The organism is Nocardioides sp. QY071 (genome assembly GCF_029961765.1).
Classification (GTDB): Bacteria; Actinomycetota; Actinomycetes; order Propionibacteriales; family Nocardioidaceae; genus Nocardioides.
In genome coordinates this window covers 4,330,139-4,350,094 of sequence record NZ_CP124681.1, presented here as the reverse complement: position 1 = coordinate 4,350,094, position 19,956 = coordinate 4,330,139, and the positions used below count along the sequence as shown (strand labels likewise).

Here is a 19,956-nt window from a genome sequence, read left to right as displayed (position 1 = left end):
ACCCTGCGCAAAACTTCGGTTCTTCTTCCTACCCTCCTCGTGGAGGGAGCGTGAACAACGTGGGTGAAGTGCGTCCTGTGCTGGGCGGAATTGCGCGGAGCTGGGGCATCGGGGTCCTGGCTGGGCTGATGGTGATGCTGGGGCTGACGGCAGTGGTGCCACCGGTGGTGGCTGCCCCCGACTCGCTGCAGATCGACAAGACGGTCGACCAGGCCGAGCCGAAGCCGGGGCAGACGTTCACCTACCTGATCCAGGTGCGCTGCTCCGAGGACGACTGCCTCGACACGCAGATCGTCGACGAGCTGCCCGCCGAGCTGGCCGGGTTCCCGATCCAGAACGTCACGTTCAGCCCGAACGCCGCCACGGTCCCGCGCACGGTGGCCTGGCAGCCCGGCGGCGGATCGACGCCGCCGGCCACGGTGGTGCCCGGCACCTCCCTGACTGTCGACCTCGACCAGGTGACCGACGGTCCCGTCGGCACGGGCCTGCAGGCCGGCACGACGTACACGATCTCGGTCTCGCTCAAGGTCCCCGACAACTACCCGCCGGGCCGCAGCCCCGACATCGTCAACACCGCGCGCGTCTCGGCGAGCAACGCCGACACCAAGCAGAGCAGCGCCACGGTGAACATCGACGCGCCGATCACGATGGGCGCTGACGTCACCAAGACCTGGCAGCCGGGCACGCAGCCCTTCGAGCCGGGCGCGGACTCGACAATCGGCGTGGGCATCCGCAACACCGGCAACGTCGCCGTCGACCGGCTCACCGTCCAGGAGCCGAAGGCTGCGCCGGACGGCGCCGCGACGCTCGACGCGAGCAACCCGTTCACGATCACCGACTTCACCGGCTTCGGCGACGTCGACCTCCCGGCCGGCTGCGACACGGTCCGCGTCGACGCCTACGTCCGTACGGCGGGCGCCTGGAGCTGGGTGCAGGGGAGCGACGCGCCCGCGGGCGACCCGCTGGCCCTGCCGAGCGGCGTGAGCAACGCCGCGGTGGGCGGCATCCGGATCACCTGCCTGGGCGAGCTCGCCCCCGGCGCCTCGGTCCGGGCGGACCTCGGCCTCGAGCAGCGCGCCACGCACCGCAACGACGACGGTGACCTGTCGACCGCCGAGCACCGGGTCGACAACGTGGCAACGGGAAGCGCGGCGTTGAGCGGTCAGCCGACCGCGACCGACAACGCCTCGGCGTCGTACGTCGTGCGCCCGGCGATCCCGACCGTCGAGGCCAACAAGGACATCTCACCGGGCAGCATCACTGCCGGCCAGGACGCGTCGGCCACGATCAGCGGCACCAACGGCGCGGTTCCGGTGACCTCGCTGGGCCTGCAGGACCGTGACTTCTTCACCGAGGAGATCACCTTCGGCGGCTTCACCGCGCCGCTGAGCTGGCCCGCCGACGCCACCGAGGCGACGGTGACCTATCACCTGCTCGCGGGCGGCACCGAGACCGTGGTCGTGACCAGCGGCCAGACGCCGGCCGACCCGTCGGGACCGATCTCCGGCTTCGACATCGAGTGGACCGGGCCGATCCAGGCCAGCGAGTCCGGCGGCGCGAGCTTCGACATCGACACCACCGAGGACGCCACGGACGGCGCCGCGGAGGTGACGCTCACCAACCGCGTCGACGCCGACGTCCGCGCGAGCAACGGGCTCACCGACGCGGACAACGACAGCGACACGCTGCGGATCGTCGACCCCGCGATCACCACCAGCCTGACCAAGACCGTGCGGCCCTCGGCCGCCGTCGAGCCGGGCGACTCGGTGATCTCGTCGCTGCAGGCCAACGCGGTCGCCCACGGCGACGGCGCGCTCGTCCACGACATCGTGGTCGAGGACGTCGTCGGTGCCGGCAGCGCCGAGTTCTGGGACGCCTTCGACCTGGTCTCGATCGCGCCCACCCAGGTGCCGGCGGGCACCGTGCTGACCGTCGAGGTGCAAGACACCACCGGCGTCTGGCACAGCCTGGTCGTGCACGGTCCGCAGGCCGCGGCCTCCGTGCTGCGGCTCGACGCCGCAGCGACGGCGGCGGCGCTCGGCAGTCTCGGGCTGGACTCGGGAGACGTCCAGGGCATCCGGTTCTCGTTCCACAACGAGGCTGGCTTCCCGAGCAACACCACGGTCACGCCCAACATCGAGTTCGCCGCGCGCGGGGACCTGCGCGACGGTGGCGCGATCACGCCCGGCCCGGACCGGCCCACGGCGTACGTGAACTCCGCGACCGTCGAGTCCGACGGCGAGTCAGCCGGCGACACCCCGCTCCACGACGGGGACGGCGACACCGGCACCGGCACCGTCGTCACCGACGACGGCGGCCCCGGCGACGGTGTCGAGATCCGCAAGACCTGGATCGACGCGGCTGTCGACGCGCAGTCGGGAGACCGCTCGACCACGCACCTGGACTGGAACGTGGGCATCGGCCACACACCGGTCGTGATCACCGACGGCGTCGACCCGGCCACCACGCCGGTCGCCGAGACCGTGTACGACGCCTTCGACCTGGTCCGGATCGAGCCGGTCGCGGCGAGCTCCACGCCGTACACCAGCGGCTGGTACCTGCGCTACGACACGATCACCCGGGTCTCCCTGTACGACGGCGCCGGCTGGACCGACGTCCCGGCTCCGGGCGGCTCGTGGCTGGACGCCAACCGCGGGTTCAAGGGCTACGTCCTGACCGACGCGCAGCGTGCCTCCACCGTCGGCGTGCGGATCACGCTCGCCGAGACCGCCGCCGACACCACCGCCCGCCAGGCGGCCCAGCAGCCGGGCGCGGCGTTCGACCCGTTCGCGCCCGACCCGGGCACCGGCGTCGGCGCCGGCAGCACCGACCGCCGGTTCTCCCTGGTCTGGCAGGTGCGTGACCAGGCCCGCTCCGACGGCGCCTTCGTCATCGAGGACCGCGACTACAACACGTCCGACCAGGGCCTGGTCGAGAACGACGCCGAGATCGCGGGCACCCCGAGCGCGGGTGGCCCGGAGGTCACCGATACCGACGCCGACACCATCCAGATCCTCGACCCCGACCCGGGTGTCGCGGTGGCCAAGGCAGTCACGCCGACCACCCAGATCCACGTGCCGCCGGTGGGCACCGCCCCGGGCGACTACCCGACGGCCACCTGGACCCTGACCGGGCACAACGGGTCGACCGCGCGGGCGTCGTACGTCCGGCTCACGGACCCGGCGGCCTGCACCGACACCACACTGCCGGCCTGCCAGAGTGCCGCCGACGCTACCGGGGCGCGGGCCAACCCGTTCGACCTCGGTGCCGACCATCTCGGCGACCCGTCGCGGCCCAACCCGTTCCAGCGCTTCGACCTGACCGGCGTGGCCATCGAGGCCAGCAGTCCGGCGCAGGTCGACCTCGCCGCGAGCGTCGTCTGGCTGCTTCGGTACGACGCCGCCACGGGCGACTACACCGCCGAGCAGACCACCGCCGCGGCGGTCAACGCCGGGATCACCGACCCCGGCACGGTCGTCGGCATCAGCGTGACCCTCCAGCCGACCAACCCGGCGACGTCCGGTGGCACGATCACCCAGGACAACAACCTGACGATGACCCTGCAGACCCGGCTCCGCCCGACGCTGCGGAGCACGGGCGCCGACCAGGTGCTGCGCGCGCCCGACACGCTCGACGTGGTCAACCGGGTGTTCGCCCAGTCCTACGACCCGGTCACCAGCCCGGGCGTCGCCACCGGCGACGTCGCCGACGCGAAGGTGGTGCTGACCGGTGGGATCGTGAACATCGCGCCCACCAAGTCGGTCAGCCCGACGCTGATCAACGAGCCGTCGCCCGACGTGCCGGTGACGGTGACCTTGGGCGCCGACCAGGGCACCTCTCCGCGCAGCACGCTCTCGCCGCAGCGGGTCGTGATCGAGGACCAAGCCGGCTCGCCGGACTTCTGGAACACCTTCCGGTTCACCGGCCTCGGCGCGGTCACCCTGCCGGCCGGTGCGGACCGGGTCCAGGTCGACGTGTACGACGGCGCCCAGTGGGTCCTCGGCACGCCCGCCGCCACCGCGGCGCTGCCCGCCGGCGTGGCGAACGCCGACGTCCAGGGTGTCCGGTTCACCTTCACCCGAGCCGACGGCAAGCTGCTCTCCGCCACCGTGCCGGCCCCGAACTGGTCGGCCACGGCGCGGTTCACCGTGCAGCTGCGCGAGACCTACCGTGACTCGGGCGAGTCGGTGGAGTTCACCGGCACCGTGCCGAACACGCAGACCTCGTGGACCACGCGGCCCGACGGGAACGACTCCGAGCGCAAGGACGCGACCGCCCGGGTCGAGCTCTCGCACGGCACCCGTGAGCTCGCGGTCCGCAAGCTCACCAACGACGGCAACCGGCTCGCGTCGGTCGGCGACAACGTCCCGTTCGACCTCACCGTCAAGAACACCGGGACCGGCTTCCTGACCCTGACCGAGCTGCGCGACGTACTGCCGCCCGAGCTGCTCTACACCGGCACTCCGGCGCCCGAGTTCACCGCCGCCCCGGCCGGCACCCTGTCGGACGACGTGACGGTGACGCCCGAGTCCGGCGGCTCCGTGCTGCGCTTCACCTGGCCCGCCGGCGGCGCCCAGATGCGGCCCGGCGAGGTGTTCCGGATCCGGCTGCACCTCGAGCTGCAACCCGGGCTCGGCACCGGCCAGACCGCGACCAACACCATGACGGCGCGCACCGAGGAGACCCTCACCGCCTGCCGCAACACGGTGGCCGGCGGGCCGCTGACCGGTGACTGGGGCCAGGACGCCCACACCTGCGGCACGTCCGACTACGTCGGCACCGTCACCGGGCCCAACCTGTACACGGTCAAGGGGGTGCGCGGCTCGCTCGCGGGCGCCACCCAGCCCGGCAACCCGACCGCGGTGTGCACGCCGAACCTGGCCGCGACCGGTGGCTCCTACTACCGCTCGCCCTGTGTCGCCAACAGCGAGGTCGACGGCACCGACGACTGGGTGCTGCACAGCATCAACGCCGGCACCGTGAACATCGACGAGATGACCGTCTTCGACCAGCTCCCGGTCCGCGGCGACCGGCAGCTGGTGTCGGGCGGGCAGCGCGGCTCGGCGTACCGGCCCCAGCTGGTGGCCGACTCGCTGCAGGTCTCCGCCCCCGCGGGCACGACCCGGACCGTCGAGGTCACCACCAGCGCGGGCGTCTGCGTCGGCACCTGGACCGACCTCGCCACCCAGCCCGTGTGCCAGCAGAACGGCGAGAGCTGGTCGGTCGCGGACGCGAGCACGGACTGGTCGAAGGTGACCGGCATCCGCGTCCACCTCGACTTCCGTACGACGACCGCGGGCTCGCTGCGCGCCGGTCAGGCGGTCGACGTGACCTTCTCGACGCTCAACGTGCTCGCCTCCGACGCCGACCCGAGCGGTGTCGAGCGGGACGTGCCGGGCGCGGACCTGGTGGCGTGGAACCAGCACGGCATCAAGTTCAAGTACACCGGGGTCACCGCCTTCCGGCAGATCGCGCCGAACCGGGTCGGCGTCCACCTGCGGACCGGCTCGGTCGAGATCCGCAAGGACATCACCGGACCTGCTGCGGGGTATGCCCCGGACCGGGTGAAGGTCGACGTCGCGTGCGAGGCCGGAGGCGTCGCCCTCGACCTCGGCGCGGGCGCGGAGCTCACGCTGACCCGGGCCGGTGACTGGCGGGCGGTCGTCGACGGCGTCCCGGTCAGCGCGAACGGCAGCTCCTGCACCTTCACCGAGCAGGGCGCGGTCGGCGAGTTCGGCGAGACGTCACGCTCCGGCACGCCGGTGACCATCCCCGTCACCGACGTCACCGGCACCGCCACGATCACCAACGACTACCGGTACACCGGCCTGTCGGTGACCAAGCGGGTGCAGACCGAGGCGACCGGTACCGCCTTCGGGCCGTTCACCTTCACCCTGCGCTGCACCTCGATCACCGGCAAGGACGTCACCTTCGACGGCTCCGGCACGACCGAGCTGGAGTTCACGCTGCGCGACGGCGAGACCTTCACGGCGCCGGCCGACACGATCCCGGTGGGCGCGGCCTGCGTGGTCACCGAGACCGACAGGTACTTCGCCGACCACATCGTCGTCACCGGCGGCGACGTGGTCGACAACGGCGACGGCTCCGCGACCGTCACGCCCGGCACCGAGCCGGCCGAGGTCGAGGTCACCAACGCCTACGACGCGGGCACCGTGACCCTGGAGAAGAAGGTCGACGGCGACGGCGCGGCGCGCTGGGGCACCGGCACCTTCACCTTCCAGGTGCGCTGCACCTACCGCGGCCAGACGCCGTACCACGAGACGGTCCGGCTCGCCGCGGGCGGCACCCGCACCATCGGCCCGTTCGCGATCGGCACCTCGTGCTCGGTCAGCGAGACCGGCACCGGCGGCGCGACGTCTACCGGGCTCGCTCCGGCCGACGGCACCGTCGTGGTGCCGGCCCCGGACCAGCAGGGCGGGCTCAGCCACGTGACGGTGAGCGCGACGAACACCTTCCGGCTCACCTCGCTCGAGGTGATCAAGAAGGTCGTCGGCGACACCTCCGCCGGCGGTGCGAAGGGCCCCTTCCGGGTGGCCCTCGCCTGCACCTGGCTGGTGGACGGCCAGCGGGTCGCCTTCGACGTGCCCGGGGGAGCGACCCGGCAGCTGACGCGGGGCAACGGCTACCGGGCGTCGTACGAGGAGCTGCCGTCGAGCGCGGCCTGCACCCTCACCGAGACCAAGGACGGCGGTGCCACCTCCACCACGATGACGGCGAACGTCGCGGGTCTCTCGAGCACCTCGAAGAAGGCGACGATCGCGGTCGACCTGACGCCGACGACGGGGCCGGGACAGGCGTCGGTGCGGGTGGTCAACACCTTCGACGCCGTGGCCGGCGAAGAGGTCGGCCACGGGGGCGGCCCCGGGGGCGGGCTGCCGAACGCCGGCGCGCCGTACCGACCCTGGCACGTCGCGCTCGGGCTCCTGCTCCTGCTCGCCGGTCTCGGTGCGCTGCTGCGCAGCAGGCGTCAACTAGGCTGACTCGCATGACGCGGGACCCGATCACGCCAGCGGCTCTCGCGGCCAGGCCGATGCTGTTCGCCTCCGGCGAGCAGGCGTACGTCGCCGGCGCGGTGCGGCGCACCTCCGAGGTGCCCGACGGCGCCGATCCCGCCTGGGCCGACGAGGTCGTCGCCGAGCTGGAGCCGGGGGAGCGGGCCCTGTGCGCGCTGTCCTTCGCCGCCGGCGCGCCGGGCCTGGCGCACTTCGTCACCGGTGCCGAGCACGCGCTGCGGCGCCCCGTCGCCGACATGGACGTCGAGCGGACCTACGAGGTCACGGAGTTCCCGACGCCCGACGAGTACGCCGCGATGGTGTCGTCCGCGCTCGAGAAGATCGCGAGCGGCGACCTGCACAAGGTGGTGCTCGGCCGCTGCCTCGACGTCGTGAGCACCCCGCCACTCGTGCCGGCCGAGATCATCGACCGGCTGCTGACCACCCGTCCTGGTCGCTATGTCTTCAGCGTGCCGCTCGGCTGCTCGACCGACGGCGAGGGCCCGATCCTGGTCGGCGCCAGCCCCGAGCTGCTCGTGCGGCGCGAGGGCGCGGTCATCTCGTGCACGCCGCTGGCCGGCTCGGTGCCGCGCTCCAGCGACCCCGCCGAGGACGCGCGCCGGGCCGGTGAGCTACAGCACTCGGCCAAGGACCTCGCCGAGCACGCGTTCGTGGTCGAGGCGATCGTGCACGCGCTCAAGGACGTGTGCGTCGAGATCGAGTACCCCGCCACGCCGGAGCTGCTCTCCACCGACACGGTGTGGCACCTGGCCACCCCGATCCACGCCCGCCTCGCCGACCCGGTCGACGGGCCGAGCGCGCTGCGCCTGGCCCAGCTGCTGCACCCGACCCCGGCCGTGGGCGGCGTACCCACCGCGGCGGCGAACGCCGTCATCGCGGACCTCGAGGGCGACCTGCGCGACTGGTTCGCCGGGTGCGTCGGCTGGGTCGACCGGCACGGCGACGGCGAGTTCGCGATCACCATCAGGGCCGCCGTCATGGACGGTCCGCGGCTGCGGCTGTTCGCCGGCGCGGGGATCGTCGCGGGATCCGACCCCGCCTCCGAGGTGCGCGAGACCGGCGCCAAGCTGGCGACCATGGCGCGGGTCACCGGCCTGCCCTGATTGGACCCGCCTCCTGCCCGCGTGCGAGGATCCGGGCACCAGGGGGGAGTACTCCTTCGCTGCGGGCTCGTCATCACGAGCGGTCGAAGTCGCCCGCTCCGGTCCCGTAGGCTGCAACGACGGCGCCAGTCGTCGGCAGCGGAAGAGACCTCGGGCGATCTGTCGACGCATCCGCCCCTGAAGGGACACCCCTATGGACGTGACCACTCTCGAATGGACGATCACCATCGCGGTGACCGTCGGAGTCCTCCTCTTCGACGTCGTCGTCATCGCACGCGACCCGCACGAGCCGTCGATGAAGGAGTGCGCGATCGCGCTCTGCTTCTACGTCGGCGCGGCGCTCGCGTTCGGTGCGTTCATCCTCGTGCACCACGGGCACGACTACGGCATCGAGTTCTACACCGGCTGGTTGACGGAGTACTCGCTGTCGATCGACAACCTGTTCGTCTTCATCATCTTGATGTCGGCGCTCAAGGTGCCCCGCAAGTACCAGCAGGAGGCGCTGCTCGTCGGCATCGTCCTGGCGCTGGTGTTCCGCGGCATCTTCATCGCCCTCGGCTACGCGCTCATCGAGAACTTCAGCTGGGTCTTCTACCTCTTCGGGGCCTTCCTGGTCTACACCGCCGTCAAGCTCGTGAAGTCCTACGGCAGCCACGACGACGAGCACCCCGAGGACAACGCGATCGTCGCCTTCGCCCGCCGGCGGATGCGCGTCGGTGAGGCCTACCACGGCCTCAAGCTCTGGTACGTCGAGAACGGCGTCCGCTTCGTCTCGCCGATCGTCATCGTGATCATCGCGCTCGGCGTCACCGACATCCTGTTCGCGCTGGACTCGATCCCCGCGATCTTCGGCATCACCCAGGAGCCGTACCTCGTCTTCACCGCGAACGTGTTCGCGCTGATGGGCCTGCGCCAGCTGTACTTCCTGCTCGGCGGGCTGCTGCAGAAGCTGGTCTACCTCTCGCTGGGCCTGGCCTTCATCCTCGCCTTCATCGGCGTCAAGCTGGTTCTGCACGCCCTGCACGAGAACGAGCTGCCGTTCATCAACGGCGGTCACGGCGTGCACGGTGCTCCGGAGATCTCCTCGCTGTTCAGCCTGGGCGTCATCATCGTGACCCTCGTCGTCACCGCGGTGGCCAGCCTGATGAAGTCCTCGCACGGCGGCGACGACCACGTCCCGGACCACGCGGTGGCCCCGCGGGACGGTGCCGACGTCGACGACACCTCCGGCCCCGACTGGCGGTGACTGTCCTCCTGCCCGGCCTGTTCACCTAGGGTGTCGGTCGTGGATCGACTCCAGGTGCAGTGGGCCGGGCAGACGCGGACCTTCGACGGACCCCGTGTCGTCGTCGGGCGCGAGCTGGACTGCGACGTGCCGGTCACCGACGCCAAGGCGTCGCGGCACCACGCGATCCTGCAGGTCGAGGACGGCGGCTGGGTCGCGGTCGACGCGAGCAGCAACGGCACCTTCGTCTCCGGCCAGCGGATCACCCGGCTCCCGCTGACCGGCGCGCCGGTCAGCCTCCACCTCGGCGGCCCGACCGGTGAGCCGGTCGTCGTCAGCGTGCTGGCGTCCGCGGTGGCGCCCCCGCCCCCGCCGCCCCCGGCCGCCCAGCAGGCACCCCGGCCGACGTCGCAGCCGGCACCCCGGCCGACACCTGCCGTCGAGCCGACGCCGGCCCCCGCCCCGGCCGGTGAGTTCTGGAAGAACCTGCCGCCGCCGCAGGTCCCCGCGATCGGCGGACCGGTCGACGCGTGGCGCCCGGCCGGCGTGCTGCCTCCGGGACAGCTGCCGCACGGCCACTCCGTGGTCCTCCCCCAGCAGGTCCAGACGGGCCGCTCGCTCACCATCGGCCGCGAGCAGAGCAACGACGTGGTGCTGGCCGACCCGCTGGTGAGCCGGCACCACGCCCGCCTTGACCCGGCGTCGCCGACCACGCCGGCGGTGCTGCACGACCTCGGCTCGTTCAACGGCACCTTCGTCAACGGCCAGCGGGTGCAGGGTGCGGTCCAGCTCCCGGTCGGGTCCGAGGTCATCTTCGGCAACCAGACCTTCCGCTGGGACGGCCACCAGCTGATCGCCTCGGCCACGGCCCACGAGTTCACGCTCTACGCCGACGGGCTCACCCAGGTCGTCGGCGGGGGCAAGCGGCTGATCGAGAACATCTCGTTCAAGCTCGAGCCGCGAAGCCTCACCGCCGTCATCGGCCCCTCGGGCTCTGGTAAGTCGACCATGCTCGGCGCGCTCACCGGCCTCAAGCCCGCCAGCCACGGCCGGGTGATCTGGCAGGGTCACGACCTCTACCAGCACTACGACCAGCTGCGCTTCCAGATCGGACTGGTCCCGCAGCAGGACATCCTGCACCCGCAGCTGAAGGTCCGGCAGGGCCTGCGCTTCGCGGCCCAGCTCCGGCTGCCGCCCGACACGACGGCGCAGGAGTGGGACCACCGCGTGCAGACGGTGGCGCAGCAGATGCAGCTCACCGAGCGCCTCGACAACCGGATCGGCACCCAGCTCTCCGGCGGTCAGCGCAAGCGCGTCTCCATCGCCACCGAGCTGCTCACCGCGCCGCCGCTGCTGTTCCTCGACGAGCCGACCTCCGGCCTCGACCCGGGCCTGGACCTGGAGGTGATGCGCCAGCTGCGCAGCCTCGCCGACGACGGGCGCGTCGTCATGGTCGTCACCCACTCGGTGCTCGCGCTCGACGTGTGCGACAACGTGCTCGTCCTGGCCCCCGGCGGCCGGGTCGCCTACTTCGGGCCTCCCGAGGGCGTGCTCGCCCACTTCGGGAAGACGAACTATCCCGAGGTCTTCGACCTGCTCGACGACGCCGACCTGTGGCAGCGCATCCCCGCGCCGCAGCACGCCGTCGACACCTCGGCGATGCCGCAGCCGTCGTACGGCGGCGCCGTACCCGCTCCGCCGCGGCAGTCCGCATCCCGCCAGCTGACCACGCTGGTCAAGCGCAACCTCGCGGTCGTGCTCGCCGACCGGCTGCTGCTCGGCATGCTCGTGCTGCTCCCGCTCATCCTCGGCGGGCTGAGCCGGGTGGTGCCCGGCCACGACGGCATCTCGATCGCGGAGGCCGGTGGCAAGGTCGGCGAGGCCCAGCAGCGCCTGACCGTGCTGATCGTGGCCGCCTGCCTGATGGGCACGGCCCTCGCCATCCGCGAGCTGGTGGGGGAGCGGCCGATCTTCAAGCGGGAGTACGCCGTCGGCCTCTCGCCCGGCATCTACTTCACCAGCAAGGTGCTCGTCCTCGGCACCGCCGCGTTCGTGCAGGGCCTGGTCGTCACGTTCCTGGCGACCGTCGGCCTGCCCGGCGCCGACGGCGGCGCCGGCACCTTCCGGGTCGCGATCGCGATCGCGGTCCTGTCCTCCGTCATGGTGGTCATCGGCCTCGCCCTGTCCGCCCTGGTCACCAGCAGCGAGCAGACCATGCCCGCCCTGGTCGGCCTGGTCATGCTCCAGCTCGTGCTCTCCGGCGCCCTCTTCGAGATCGCCGGCCGGGTCCTGCTCGAGCAGATCGCCTGGCTCTCGCCGTCGCGGTGGGGGTATGCCGCCTCGGCCTCCGCGATCCAGCTGGTCGACCGGTTCGAGGGGACCGACCGCTCCGACTGGATCGCCCAGAGCGGTGCCGGGCACTACCTGATGGACCTGTTCATGCTCGCCCTGCTGGGCGCCGCGGCGTTCGGGGCGGGACTGCTGCTCGTCCGACGCAGTGCTGTGTCTGACTAGGGGAGACCGCTCAGGGCTGGTGCGCTGCGCGAGCGGATCACGGTGTTGGTTTGGCGCTCGCTTCGCTCGCGCATGTCGCGCGCGCTTTGACGCGTTGCCTTCCTCCGCTGCGCTCGCTTGCGCTCGCTCCGCTCCGTCCAGGCAACGCGGCGCGCGCGACGGGTTCGGCTGAATGTCTTGCGCGCACGGACGTCGTTCGGCTGAATCTCGTCGGGCGCCCCGCGTGATCTGGACTGAGTGGAGCGAGCGACCGAGCGCCAGCGAGGAAGCGAGCGCAGCGAGGGAAGATCACGCGCAAAAGGGCGCGCGACATGCGCGAGCGCAGCGAGCGCCAAAACAAACACCGTGAGTCGGTCACGAGACGCATCAACCCCGCGCCCACCCCGCGCCCATCCCGACCCACAATCGGGAATGACCGAGGGCCGAAAAGCCTTGTCAGGGGTGATGTCTCTCGCGCTCTCCGTCCTCGACCTCGTCCCCGTCCGCAGCGACCAGTCCACCGGTGACGCCCTCGCGGCGACCCTGGACCTGGCGCGTGCGGCCGACGGGCTCGGCTACCGCCGCTTCTGGCTCGCCGAGCACCACAACATGCCGGCCGTCGCGGCGACCAACCCGCCGGTGGTCATCGGCCTGGTCGCGTCGGCGACCGAGCGGATCCGCGTCGGCTCGGGCGGCGTGATGCTGCCCAACCACGCACCGCTGGTGGTCGCCGAGCAGTTCGCGCTGCTCGAGGCGGCCTTCCCGGGCCGGATCGACCTGGGCATCGGCCGCGCGCCCGGCACCGACCCGGTCACCAGCTGGGCGCTGCGCCACGGCGCGGGCGGGGTCAGCGACGAGGCGGTCACCCGCTTCCCGGAGTACGTCGACAACGTGCTCGCCATGATGGAGCCGGCCGGGGTCGGGCTGGCCCTGCGCGGCTCACAGCACGTCCTCAGGGCGACGCCGGCGGCGCAGTCGGTGCCGCAGATCTGGCTGCTCGGCTCCTCCGACTACTCCGCGCGCCTGGCTGCCGCCAAGGGCATGCCGTACGTGTTCGCGCACCACTTCTCCGGTTCCGGCACCGCGGAGGCGCTCGAGCTCTACCGCTCGAGCTTCCAGCCGTCGCCGGAGCTGGCGGAGCCGCGCACCTTCCTCACCGTCAACGCGTCGGTCGCCGACACCGCCGAGGACGCGCAGCGGCTGGCGCTGCCCCAGCTGCTGCAGATGCTCGCCCTGCGCACCGGCCAGCCGCTGGTCGCCCAGCGCACCGTCGAGGACGCCGAGACCATCGTCGAGGCAGGACTGCCCGAGGCCCACGAGGGCCTGGTCGACGCCATGCGGCAGCGCTGGGTGATCGGCGACGCCGCAGGTGCCCGGAAAGAGCTGGCCGACCTCGCGGCGTCGTACGGCGTCGACGAGGTGATGGTGAACCCGGTCGCCGGCGCCCACCGCGGCACCGACCCGCGGACCTCGCCGGCCCGGGTGCGTACCCTCGAGCTCCTGGGGGCCACTGCCGGGGTTTGAACCGGGCTCTCGCGGTCACGCTGGTCCTCGGACGACATCGACTCGGGCAGGAGCGGAACATGGGGGGCGGGAAGACACCCGCGGAGATCGGCGTCATGTGGATCAAGTGGGAGCTCATGCAGCGCCTGCTGACCGACATGGACACGGTCGGCGGTCAGATCGAGGACGTCGCGACGTACGCGACCGACGAGGTGTTCAACTCGACGGCGTTCGAGTACGAGATCCCGCTGACCGGCGTCAGCGTGCTCAAGCCGATCTCCGACGCGCTCAAGGAGTGCAGCGGCGTCATCGACGACGTGAAGACCGGCTTCCAGGAGCGGTGGAAGAGCCTGACGGCGGCGGTCGCCCTGTCGGCCAAGGACTACGAGACGGCCGACGGCCAGCAGCTGCACGCGTTCCTGCAGGCCTACCTCGACCTGGTGGACTCGAAATGACCTGGAAGACGATCGAGGAGGAGCTCCCGCTCGACGCGCCGGCGGAGCAGAGCCGCGGCAAGGGCCACGACCCGGCGTTCATCACCGCCTCGGAGACGTTCGACACCGTGCGCGACGCGTGCAACTCGGCGATCGACTGGGTCAACGGTGTGGCTGACAGCGTCGGCCTGGGCCGGCCGATCCCGTCCCTGCCGACCACGAGCCTCGACCAGTACGTCGTCTACCCCCTCTCCGGGGACTACCTGCGGATCAAGCAGAACGCCGAGGCCTGCCAGACCTTCGGCACGGCGATGAAGACCTGGGGCCACAACTTCGGCGTGATCGGCCTCAACCAGGCGCTCACGATCGGTGGTGAGGTCGGCGTCACGATGGGCGCGCAGCTCGGCCTGTACGACCTCGCGGTGCGGGGCATGGGCGGGGTGGTGTCCAAGGGCTCGGTCGTCTTCGACTACGTCGCCCGGATCTCCGAGAAGATCGCGATCCGGGTCGAGAAGGCGCTGGTCGAGCTCGGCGAGCGGCTGCTCCGGCTCTCCACCAAGCTGGCGCGCTGGGGTCGCGGCTGGTGGGGCGCCCTGTCGCTGGCCCAGGACCTCATCGACAAGGGGCTGGGCGCGATCACCGAGGTCATCGACGACGTGGAGTACGTCATCAACACGATCAACGCCTGCTTCGACCTCAAGGACGCCGTCGAGGAGTGGTGCCGCACCCAGGGCGAGCGGATCAAGGCGTTCAAGGAGATCCTCGACTTCGTCCAGGCCCTCCCGTCGGTCGACCTCGGCACGCCGCTGGGCGAGGCCCCCGACATCGACCCGGCGAAGATCCGGGAGAAGATCGAGGACATCCTTCCCGACTTCGGCAAGGACGGCGGCGCGGCCGAGGAGAACCTCGACTCCGCGTCCGGAGACCTGGTCGAGGACTCCGACTACACCGAGCCCTACTACGACCCGGACTGCGACCCGACCAACAACGGCCCGGGGCAGGGGCGGCCACCCGGCTGGACCCCCGAGAACGGCGCCCCGGGCTGGATGATCACCACGACCACCAACGACGACCCCCTGCCGAGCCGATGACCGGGCACTACGACGCCTCTGCGCCGCCGCCCGACGAGCGCGGCGCGAGCCTGCTCGACCTCGCGTCCGTCGACGTCGACCGGCGCCTCGCCGAGGTCCTCGACGTCGTCGACGACCTCGCCGCCGAGGGTGAGGAGCGCCGCCTCGCCGAGGGCATCGACCCGACGACCGTCGCGCTCTTCGAGGCGATCGCCGGTGCCGAGGACGCGCCGCTTGTGCTGCGCTCCCTGCACCGCCGGGTGCACGAGGGCCGGCTGACCTGGACCGACGTGTGGGTCCGCCCTTCGGACCACGACGGCGGGACCCGGCTGCTGTTCACGGCGATGGCCGCGCAGGGCCGGGGCCTGGCCGCCGAGGTGGCCCGGCTGGCCGCCGACGACGGGGACGACGGGGACGACGGGGCCGGTCGTGCGCGCTGAGACCCGATTCGCCGCCGCCCTCGTGGTCGCGGTCCTCGGCGTCGCCGGCTGCTCCGCCGACGACGAGCCGTCGTCGCGGCCCTCGGCCACGCCGACGCCGACCCCCTCGCCGGCCGCCACGGCCTTCGGCTGCGAGCGGGTGAGCGACGCCGACCTGGGGGAGTGGCTCGGCGTACCCCTGCAGGTCGAGGCGGACCCCACCGACGACGGCGGTACGTCGTGCTCGGCCACCGACCTCGGCGACACCCTCCTCGTGGTGGAGTGGGCGCCGCTGACCGGGGCCGACGGCGACCTCGACGTCGCGGCCAACCAGGTGTTCGCGGACCGCGACCCGGCGCCGACGGTCGAGGAGACCACGCTGCCCGGCGGCGCCCCCGCCCGGATGGTCGTCACGGAGGACCCCGGGACCCAGGTGCAGGTCGACCTGGTCTCCCTCACCGGGGACGAGGGCCTGCACGTCGTCGTCTCGGCCGGCGCCACCGGGGGCGGGCTCACGCTCGAGCGGGCGCGACTGGTCGACACCGCCGCCCGGATCGCCGACGCCTACGCCGTCCCGACCGGCTGAGCCGCGTCGATTGGGAGTTCGTTGTCGCCAGCACATAGACTGGCGTGTCGGTCCAACGTGGGTTCTGTGTGTGGTGCACGGCCCACGAGGTCCACTCGGTCGCCCGCGGGCGCACGAGAGGTTCCCGGACCACCGGTAGACACAACATCCCCGAGCAGATTGTGAGACATGGCGAAGAAAGAAGGCGTCATCGAGATGGAGGGCTCCGTCGTGGAGGCCCTTCCGAACGCCATGTTCCGCGTCGAGCTGAGCAACGGCCACAAGGTCCTGGCTCACATCAGCGGCAAGATGCGCCAGCACTACATCCGGATCCTCCCCGAGGACCGCGTGGTGGTGGAGCTCTCGCCGTACGACCTCTCGCGCGGCCGGATCGTCTACCGCTACAAGTGAGCCACCGCTCACCTGTTCCGCCACTAGCAAGAAAGGGCTGACATGAAGGTCAACCCGAGCGTGAAGCCGATCTGTGACAAGTGCAAGGTGATCCGTCGCCACGGCCGCGTCATGGTGATCTGCGAGAACCCGCGCCACAAGCAGCGCCAGGGCTGAGCCCGGCTGGTTGTCGAGGAGGTCGCGCAGCGACCGTCTCGAGACACAACTGAATAACTCATCAACGTGATCGCTTAGCCGTCGCACGACGGCGAACCACCTCCGGTGCGGATGGCCGGAGCTGGGTGCAACGAACGAACCGCCCGGACGCATCACGACCACACCACCGCAACTGTTCGAAAGGAGCCGTCATGGCTCGCCTCGTCGGAGTGGACCTGCCGCGCGACAAGCGCATCGAGGTCGCTCTCACCTACATCTACGGCATCGGCCGTACCCGCGCCCAGCAGCTGCTGGAGGCCACCGGCGTCAGCCCGGACCTCCGCGTGCACGAGCTGGGTGACGAGGAGCTGGTCAAGCTCCGCGACGAGATCGAGGCGAACTTCAAGATCGAGGGTGACCTCCGTCGCGAGGTTCAGGCCGACATCCGCCGCAAGATCGAGATCGGCAGCTACCAGGGTCGCCGTCACCGCATGGGCCTTCCGGTCCGCGGTCAGCGCACCAAGACCAACGCTCGCACCCGCAAGGGCCCGAAGCGCACGGTTGCCGGCAAGAAGAAGGCCAAGTGATCTGAGCCTCCGGCTCGACACTGCCTCACGACCAGCTTTCTCAAGGAGATAACGCATGCCTCCCAAGGCTCGCGCGGGCGCCAAGAAGGTGCGCCGCAAGGAGAAGAAGAACGTCGCTCAGGGCGAGGCCCACATCAAGAGCACGTTCAACAACACGATCGTCACGATCACCGACCCGACCGGTGCGGTGATCTCGTGGGCCTCTGCCGGCACCGTCGGCTTCAAGGGCTCCCGCAAGTCCACCCCGTACGCCGCTCAGATGGCCGCCGAGGCCGCTGGCCGTCGGGCGATGGAGCACGGCATGAAGAAGATCGACGTCTTCGTCAAGGGCCCGGGCTCGGGCCGCGAGACGGCGATCCGTTCGCTGGGTGCGATCGGCCTCGAGGTCGGCACCATCCAGGACGTGACCCCCGCCCCGCACAACGGCTGCCGCCCGCCGAAGCGCCGTCGCGTCTGAGGGTTTCGAGACGGTCGCTGCGCGACCTCCTCAACCACCGGAAAAGACTTAAAGGAGAACTTCAATGGCCCGTTACACCGGACCCCTGACCAAGAAGTCGCGCCGTCTCGGCGTCGACCTCGTCGGCGGCGACGCTGCCTTCGAGAAGCGCCCCTACCCCCCGGGCCAGCACGGCCGCGCGCGGGTCAAGGAGAGCGAGTACCGCAACCAGCTGCAGGAGAAGCAGAAGGCCCGCTTCACCTACGGCGTGCTGGAGAAGCAGTTCCACCGCTACTACGAGGAGGCTGCGCGTCGCCAGGGCAAGACCGGCGACAACCTGCTCCAGCTCCTCGAGTGCCGTCTCGACAACGTGGTCTACCGTGCCGGCTTCGCCCGCACGCGCCGCCACGCCCGCCAGCTGGTGACCCACGGTCACTTCCTGGTCAACGGCAAGAAGGTCGACATCCCGTCGTTCCAGGTCACCCAGTACGACATCATCGACGTGCGCGAGAAGTCGCTCGAGATGACCCCGTTCATCGTGGCTCGCGAGACCCACGGCGAGCGGATCGTGCCGGCCTGGCTCGAGGCGCTCCCGAACCGCATGCGCGTCCTGGTCCACCAGGTCCCCGTGCGCGAGCAGATCGACATGCCGATCCAGGAGCAGCTCATCGTGGAGTACTACTCCAAGAAGTGATCGCGAGCCCGTCCCGGTCCACCTTCACCACGTGAGGAGCCGGGGCGGGCACGCGTCATACCGCAGACCCTCTTCTCCATCCGCACCACGTCTGGGTCCTCATATAGCGGTCGGCCCGGAAAGGAACGAAACAAGTGCTCATCGCACAGCGCCCCACCCTGTCGGAGGAGACCGTCGACCAGTTCCGGTCGCGCTTCGTCATCGAGCCCCTCGAGCCCGGCTTCGGCTACACGCTCGGCAACTCGCTGCGTCGTACCCTCCTCTCCTCGATCCCCGGTGCCTCGGTCACCAGCATCAAGATCGACGGCGTCCTCCACGAGTTCTCGACCATCGAGGGCGTCAAGGAAGACGTCACCGAGATCATCCTCAACCTCAAGGGCCTCGTCGTCTCCTCCGAGCACGACGAGCCGGTCACCATGTACCTGCGCAAGTCGGGTGCCGGTGACGTCACGGGTGCCGACATCGCGCCGCCGGCCGGCGTCGAGGTCCACAACCCCGACCTGAAGATCGCCACCCTCTCCGACAACGGCAAGCTCGAGCTCGAGCTCGTCGTGGAGCGCGGCCGCGGCTACGTCTCGGCCGTCCAGAACAAGGGCGCCGACAACGAGATCGGCCGGATCCCGGTCGACTCGATCTACAGCCCGGTCCTCAAGGTGACCTACAAGGTCGAGGCCACCCGTGTCGAGCAGCGCACCGACTTCGACAAGCTCGTCATCGACGTCGAGACCAAGCCGTCGATCCTGCCCCGCGACGCCATCGCGTCGGCCGGCAAGACGCTGGTCGAGCTCTTCGGCCTGGCCCGCGAGCTCAACGTCGAGGCCGAGGGCATCGACATCGGCCCCTCGCCCGTCGACGAGCAGCTCGCCGCGGACCTCGCCCTCCCGGTCGAGGACCTCCAGCTGACCGTGCGGTCCTACAACTGCCTCAAGCGCGAGGGCATCCACACCGTGGGTGAGCTCATCAGCCGCTCGGAGCAGGACCTGCTGGACATCCGCAACTTCGGTGCGAAGTCCATCGACGAGGTCAAGGCCAAGCTCCACGAGATGGGTCTGTCCCTCAAGGACAGCGCCCCGGGCTTCGACCCGTCGGCCGCCCTGGCCAACTACTCGGACGACGAGGACGACGACGAGTCGTTCATCGAGTCCGAGGAGTTCTGATCTGATCCGTCCCACCCGGGACACACCTACCCCGGTACCTGACACGGCCGGGGAGAATCGAGAGAAGCAATGCCCAAGCCCAAGAAGGGCCCCCGCCTCGGCGGTAGCGCCGCGCACCAGCGCCTCATCCTGTCGAACCTGGCCACCTCGCTCTTCGAGCACGGCCGGATCACGACCACCGAGGCCAAGGCGCGCACGCTGCGTCCCTACGCCGAGAAGCTGATCACCAAGGCGAAGAAGGCCCACGCCGGCGAGAACCCGCTGCACCAGCGCCGCGAGGTCCTCAAGGACATCCGCGACAAGGGTGTCGTGCACACCCTGTTCGCGGACATCGCGCCGACCTTCGCCGACCGTCCGGGTGGCTACACCCGGATCACCAAGATCGGCAACCGTGCGGGCGACAACGCCCCCATGGCGGTCATCGAGCTGGTCACCGAGGCGTTCACGCCGGCCGCTCCCAAGGCTGCCAAGGCTGCTCCGGCCGCTCCGGTCGAGGAGGCCCCCGAGGCCGAGGTGACCGAGGTCGAGGAGACCGAGGCCGCTGAGGTCGAGGCCCCCGAGGCCGAGGCCGACGTCACCGAGGAGGGCACCGAGGAGGCTGCCGAGGAGGCGCCCGCCGAGGAGTCCGCCGAGGACGCCGACAAGGCCTGAGCCCAGGCTCTCCGACGGCCCGTCACCCGCGAGGGTGGC

The 19,956-nt window shown here is 71.0% G+C and carries 16 protein-coding genes; all 16 read left to right on the top strand.

The features are described from left to right. The first annotated feature begins 59 nt into the window (after positions 1-59). The 16 genes from QI633_RS20925 (at position 60) to rplQ (ending at position 19,917) form a co-directional block, all read left to right on the top strand. On the top strand, positions 60-7,001 hold the full coding sequence (locus QI633_RS20925) for a DUF5979 domain-containing protein (protein ID WP_282426964.1): 6,942 nt from the start codon (positions 60-62) through the stop codon (positions 6,999-7,001). A gap of 5 nt (positions 7,002-7,006) precedes the next feature. Continuing rightward, complete coding sequence (locus tag QI633_RS20920) at positions 7,007-8,137, top strand: isochorismate synthase (RefSeq protein ID WP_282426963.1); 1,131 nt, start codon at positions 7,007-7,009, stop codon at positions 8,135-8,137. A 193-nt stretch (positions 8,138-8,330) separates the two neighbouring features. Next, the gene (locus QI633_RS20915) at positions 8,331-9,383 is read left to right on the top strand and encodes a TerC family protein (protein WP_141797594.1); all 1,053 of its coding nucleotides are present in this window, start codon (positions 8,331-8,333) and stop codon (positions 9,381-9,383) included. A 39-nt stretch (positions 9,384-9,422) separates the two neighbouring features. Continuing rightward, positions 9,423-11,876, top strand: a complete 2,454-nt coding sequence (locus QI633_RS20910; RefSeq protein ID WP_282426962.1) for an FHA domain-containing protein — start codon at positions 9,423-9,425, stop codon at positions 11,874-11,876. A 444-nt stretch (positions 11,877-12,320) separates the two neighbouring features. Continuing rightward, positions 12,321-13,379: an LLM class flavin-dependent oxidoreductase gene (locus QI633_RS20905; RefSeq protein WP_282426961.1), complete on the top strand. Its 1,059-nt coding sequence runs from the start codon at positions 12,321-12,323 to the stop codon at positions 13,377-13,379. A 59-nt stretch (positions 13,380-13,438) separates the two neighbouring features. After that, positions 13,439-13,813 (top strand): hypothetical protein, encoded by a 375-nt coding sequence (locus QI633_RS20900; protein WP_141797597.1) that lies wholly within the window; start codon positions 13,439-13,441, stop codon positions 13,811-13,813. Further along, positions 13,810-14,883 carry a hypothetical protein gene (locus QI633_RS20895; RefSeq protein ID WP_282426960.1) on the top strand — a complete coding sequence of 358 codons (1,074 nt, stop codon included), beginning with the start codon at positions 13,810-13,812 and terminating at the stop codon, positions 14,881-14,883. The genes QI633_RS20900 and QI633_RS20895 overlap by 4 nt, the downstream gene beginning before the upstream one ends. After that, a complete protein-coding gene (locus QI633_RS20890; protein WP_282426959.1) occupies positions 14,880-15,302 on the top strand; it encodes a hypothetical protein in 423 nt (140 codons plus the stop codon). The genes QI633_RS20895 and QI633_RS20890 overlap by 4 nt, the downstream gene beginning before the upstream one ends. Further along, a complete protein-coding gene (locus QI633_RS20885; protein WP_282426958.1) occupies positions 15,292-15,867 on the top strand; it encodes a hypothetical protein in 576 nt (191 codons plus the stop codon). Before QI633_RS20890 ends, QI633_RS20885 begins: the two co-directional genes overlap by 11 nt. A gap of 168 nt (positions 15,868-16,035) precedes the next feature. Next, positions 16,036-16,257, top strand: coding sequence for a translation initiation factor IF-1 (gene infA, locus QI633_RS20880; RefSeq protein WP_028656368.1), 222 nt, complete (start codon positions 16,036-16,038; stop codon positions 16,255-16,257). Between the two features lie 42 nt (positions 16,258-16,299). Then, positions 16,300-16,413: a 50S ribosomal protein L36 gene (gene rpmJ, locus QI633_RS20875; protein ID WP_004008316.1), complete on the top strand. Its 114-nt coding sequence runs from the start codon at positions 16,300-16,302 to the stop codon at positions 16,411-16,413. A gap of 191 nt (positions 16,414-16,604) precedes the next feature. Next, a complete protein-coding gene (gene rpsM / locus QI633_RS20870; protein WP_036547929.1) occupies positions 16,605-16,979 on the top strand; it encodes a 30S ribosomal protein S13 in 375 nt (124 codons plus the stop codon). A 55-nt stretch (positions 16,980-17,034) separates the two neighbouring features. After that, positions 17,035-17,436 (top strand): 30S ribosomal protein S11, encoded by a 402-nt coding sequence (gene rpsK, locus QI633_RS20865; protein ID WP_038681087.1) that lies wholly within the window; start codon positions 17,035-17,037, stop codon positions 17,434-17,436. Between the two features lie 64 nt (positions 17,437-17,500). Beyond that, positions 17,501-18,109, top strand: coding sequence for a 30S ribosomal protein S4 (gene rpsD, locus QI633_RS20860; RefSeq protein WP_141797601.1), 609 nt, complete (start codon positions 17,501-17,503; stop codon positions 18,107-18,109). Positions 18,110-18,243: 134 nt separating this feature from the next. Next, positions 18,244-19,266, top strand: coding sequence for a DNA-directed RNA polymerase subunit alpha (locus tag QI633_RS20855; RefSeq protein WP_141797602.1), 1,023 nt, complete (start codon positions 18,244-18,246; stop codon positions 19,264-19,266). Between the two features lie 69 nt (positions 19,267-19,335). Continuing rightward, positions 19,336-19,917 carry a 50S ribosomal protein L17 gene (gene rplQ / locus QI633_RS20850; protein ID WP_282426957.1) on the top strand — a complete coding sequence of 194 codons (582 nt, stop codon included), beginning with the start codon at positions 19,336-19,338 and terminating at the stop codon, positions 19,915-19,917. The last annotated feature ends 39 nt before the right edge of the window (positions 19,918-19,956 follow it).

Excerpts from the sequence above, each read along its gene's own strand:
- QI633_RS20900 (WP_141797597.1), top strand. The coding sequence starts at position 13,439 with ATGGGGGGCGGGAAGACACCCGCGGAGATCGGCGTCATGTGGATCAAG.
- rpsM (WP_036547929.1), top strand. The coding sequence starts at position 16,605 with ATGGCTCGCCTCGTCGGAGTGGACCTGCCGCGCGACAAGCGCATCGAG.
- infA (WP_028656368.1), top strand. The coding sequence starts at position 16,036 with ATGGCGAAGAAAGAAGGCGTCATCGAGATGGAGGGCTCCGTCGTGGAG.
- rpsD (WP_141797601.1), top strand. The coding sequence starts at position 17,501 with ATGGCCCGTTACACCGGACCCCTGACCAAGAAGTCGCGCCGTCTCGGC.
- QI633_RS20890 (WP_282426959.1), top strand. The coding sequence starts at position 14,880 with ATGACCGGGCACTACGACGCCTCTGCGCCGCCGCCCGACGAGCGCGGC.
- QI633_RS20915 (WP_141797594.1), top strand. The coding sequence starts at position 8,331 with ATGGACGTGACCACTCTCGAATGGACGATCACCATCGCGGTGACCGTC.
- rpsK (WP_038681087.1), top strand. The coding sequence starts at position 17,035 with ATGCCTCCCAAGGCTCGCGCGGGCGCCAAGAAGGTGCGCCGCAAGGAG.
- QI633_RS20920 (WP_282426963.1), top strand. The coding sequence starts at position 7,007 with ATGACGCGGGACCCGATCACGCCAGCGGCTCTCGCGGCCAGGCCGATG.
- QI633_RS20905 (WP_282426961.1), top strand. The coding sequence starts at position 12,321 with ATGTCTCTCGCGCTCTCCGTCCTCGACCTCGTCCCCGTCCGCAGCGAC.
- rplQ (WP_282426957.1), top strand. The coding sequence starts at position 19,336 with ATGCCCAAGCCCAAGAAGGGCCCCCGCCTCGGCGGTAGCGCCGCGCAC.
- rpmJ (WP_004008316.1), top strand. The coding sequence starts at position 16,300 with ATGAAGGTCAACCCGAGCGTGAAGCCGATCTGTGACAAGTGCAAGGTG.
- QI633_RS20895 (WP_282426960.1), top strand. The coding sequence starts at position 13,810 with ATGACCTGGAAGACGATCGAGGAGGAGCTCCCGCTCGACGCGCCGGCG.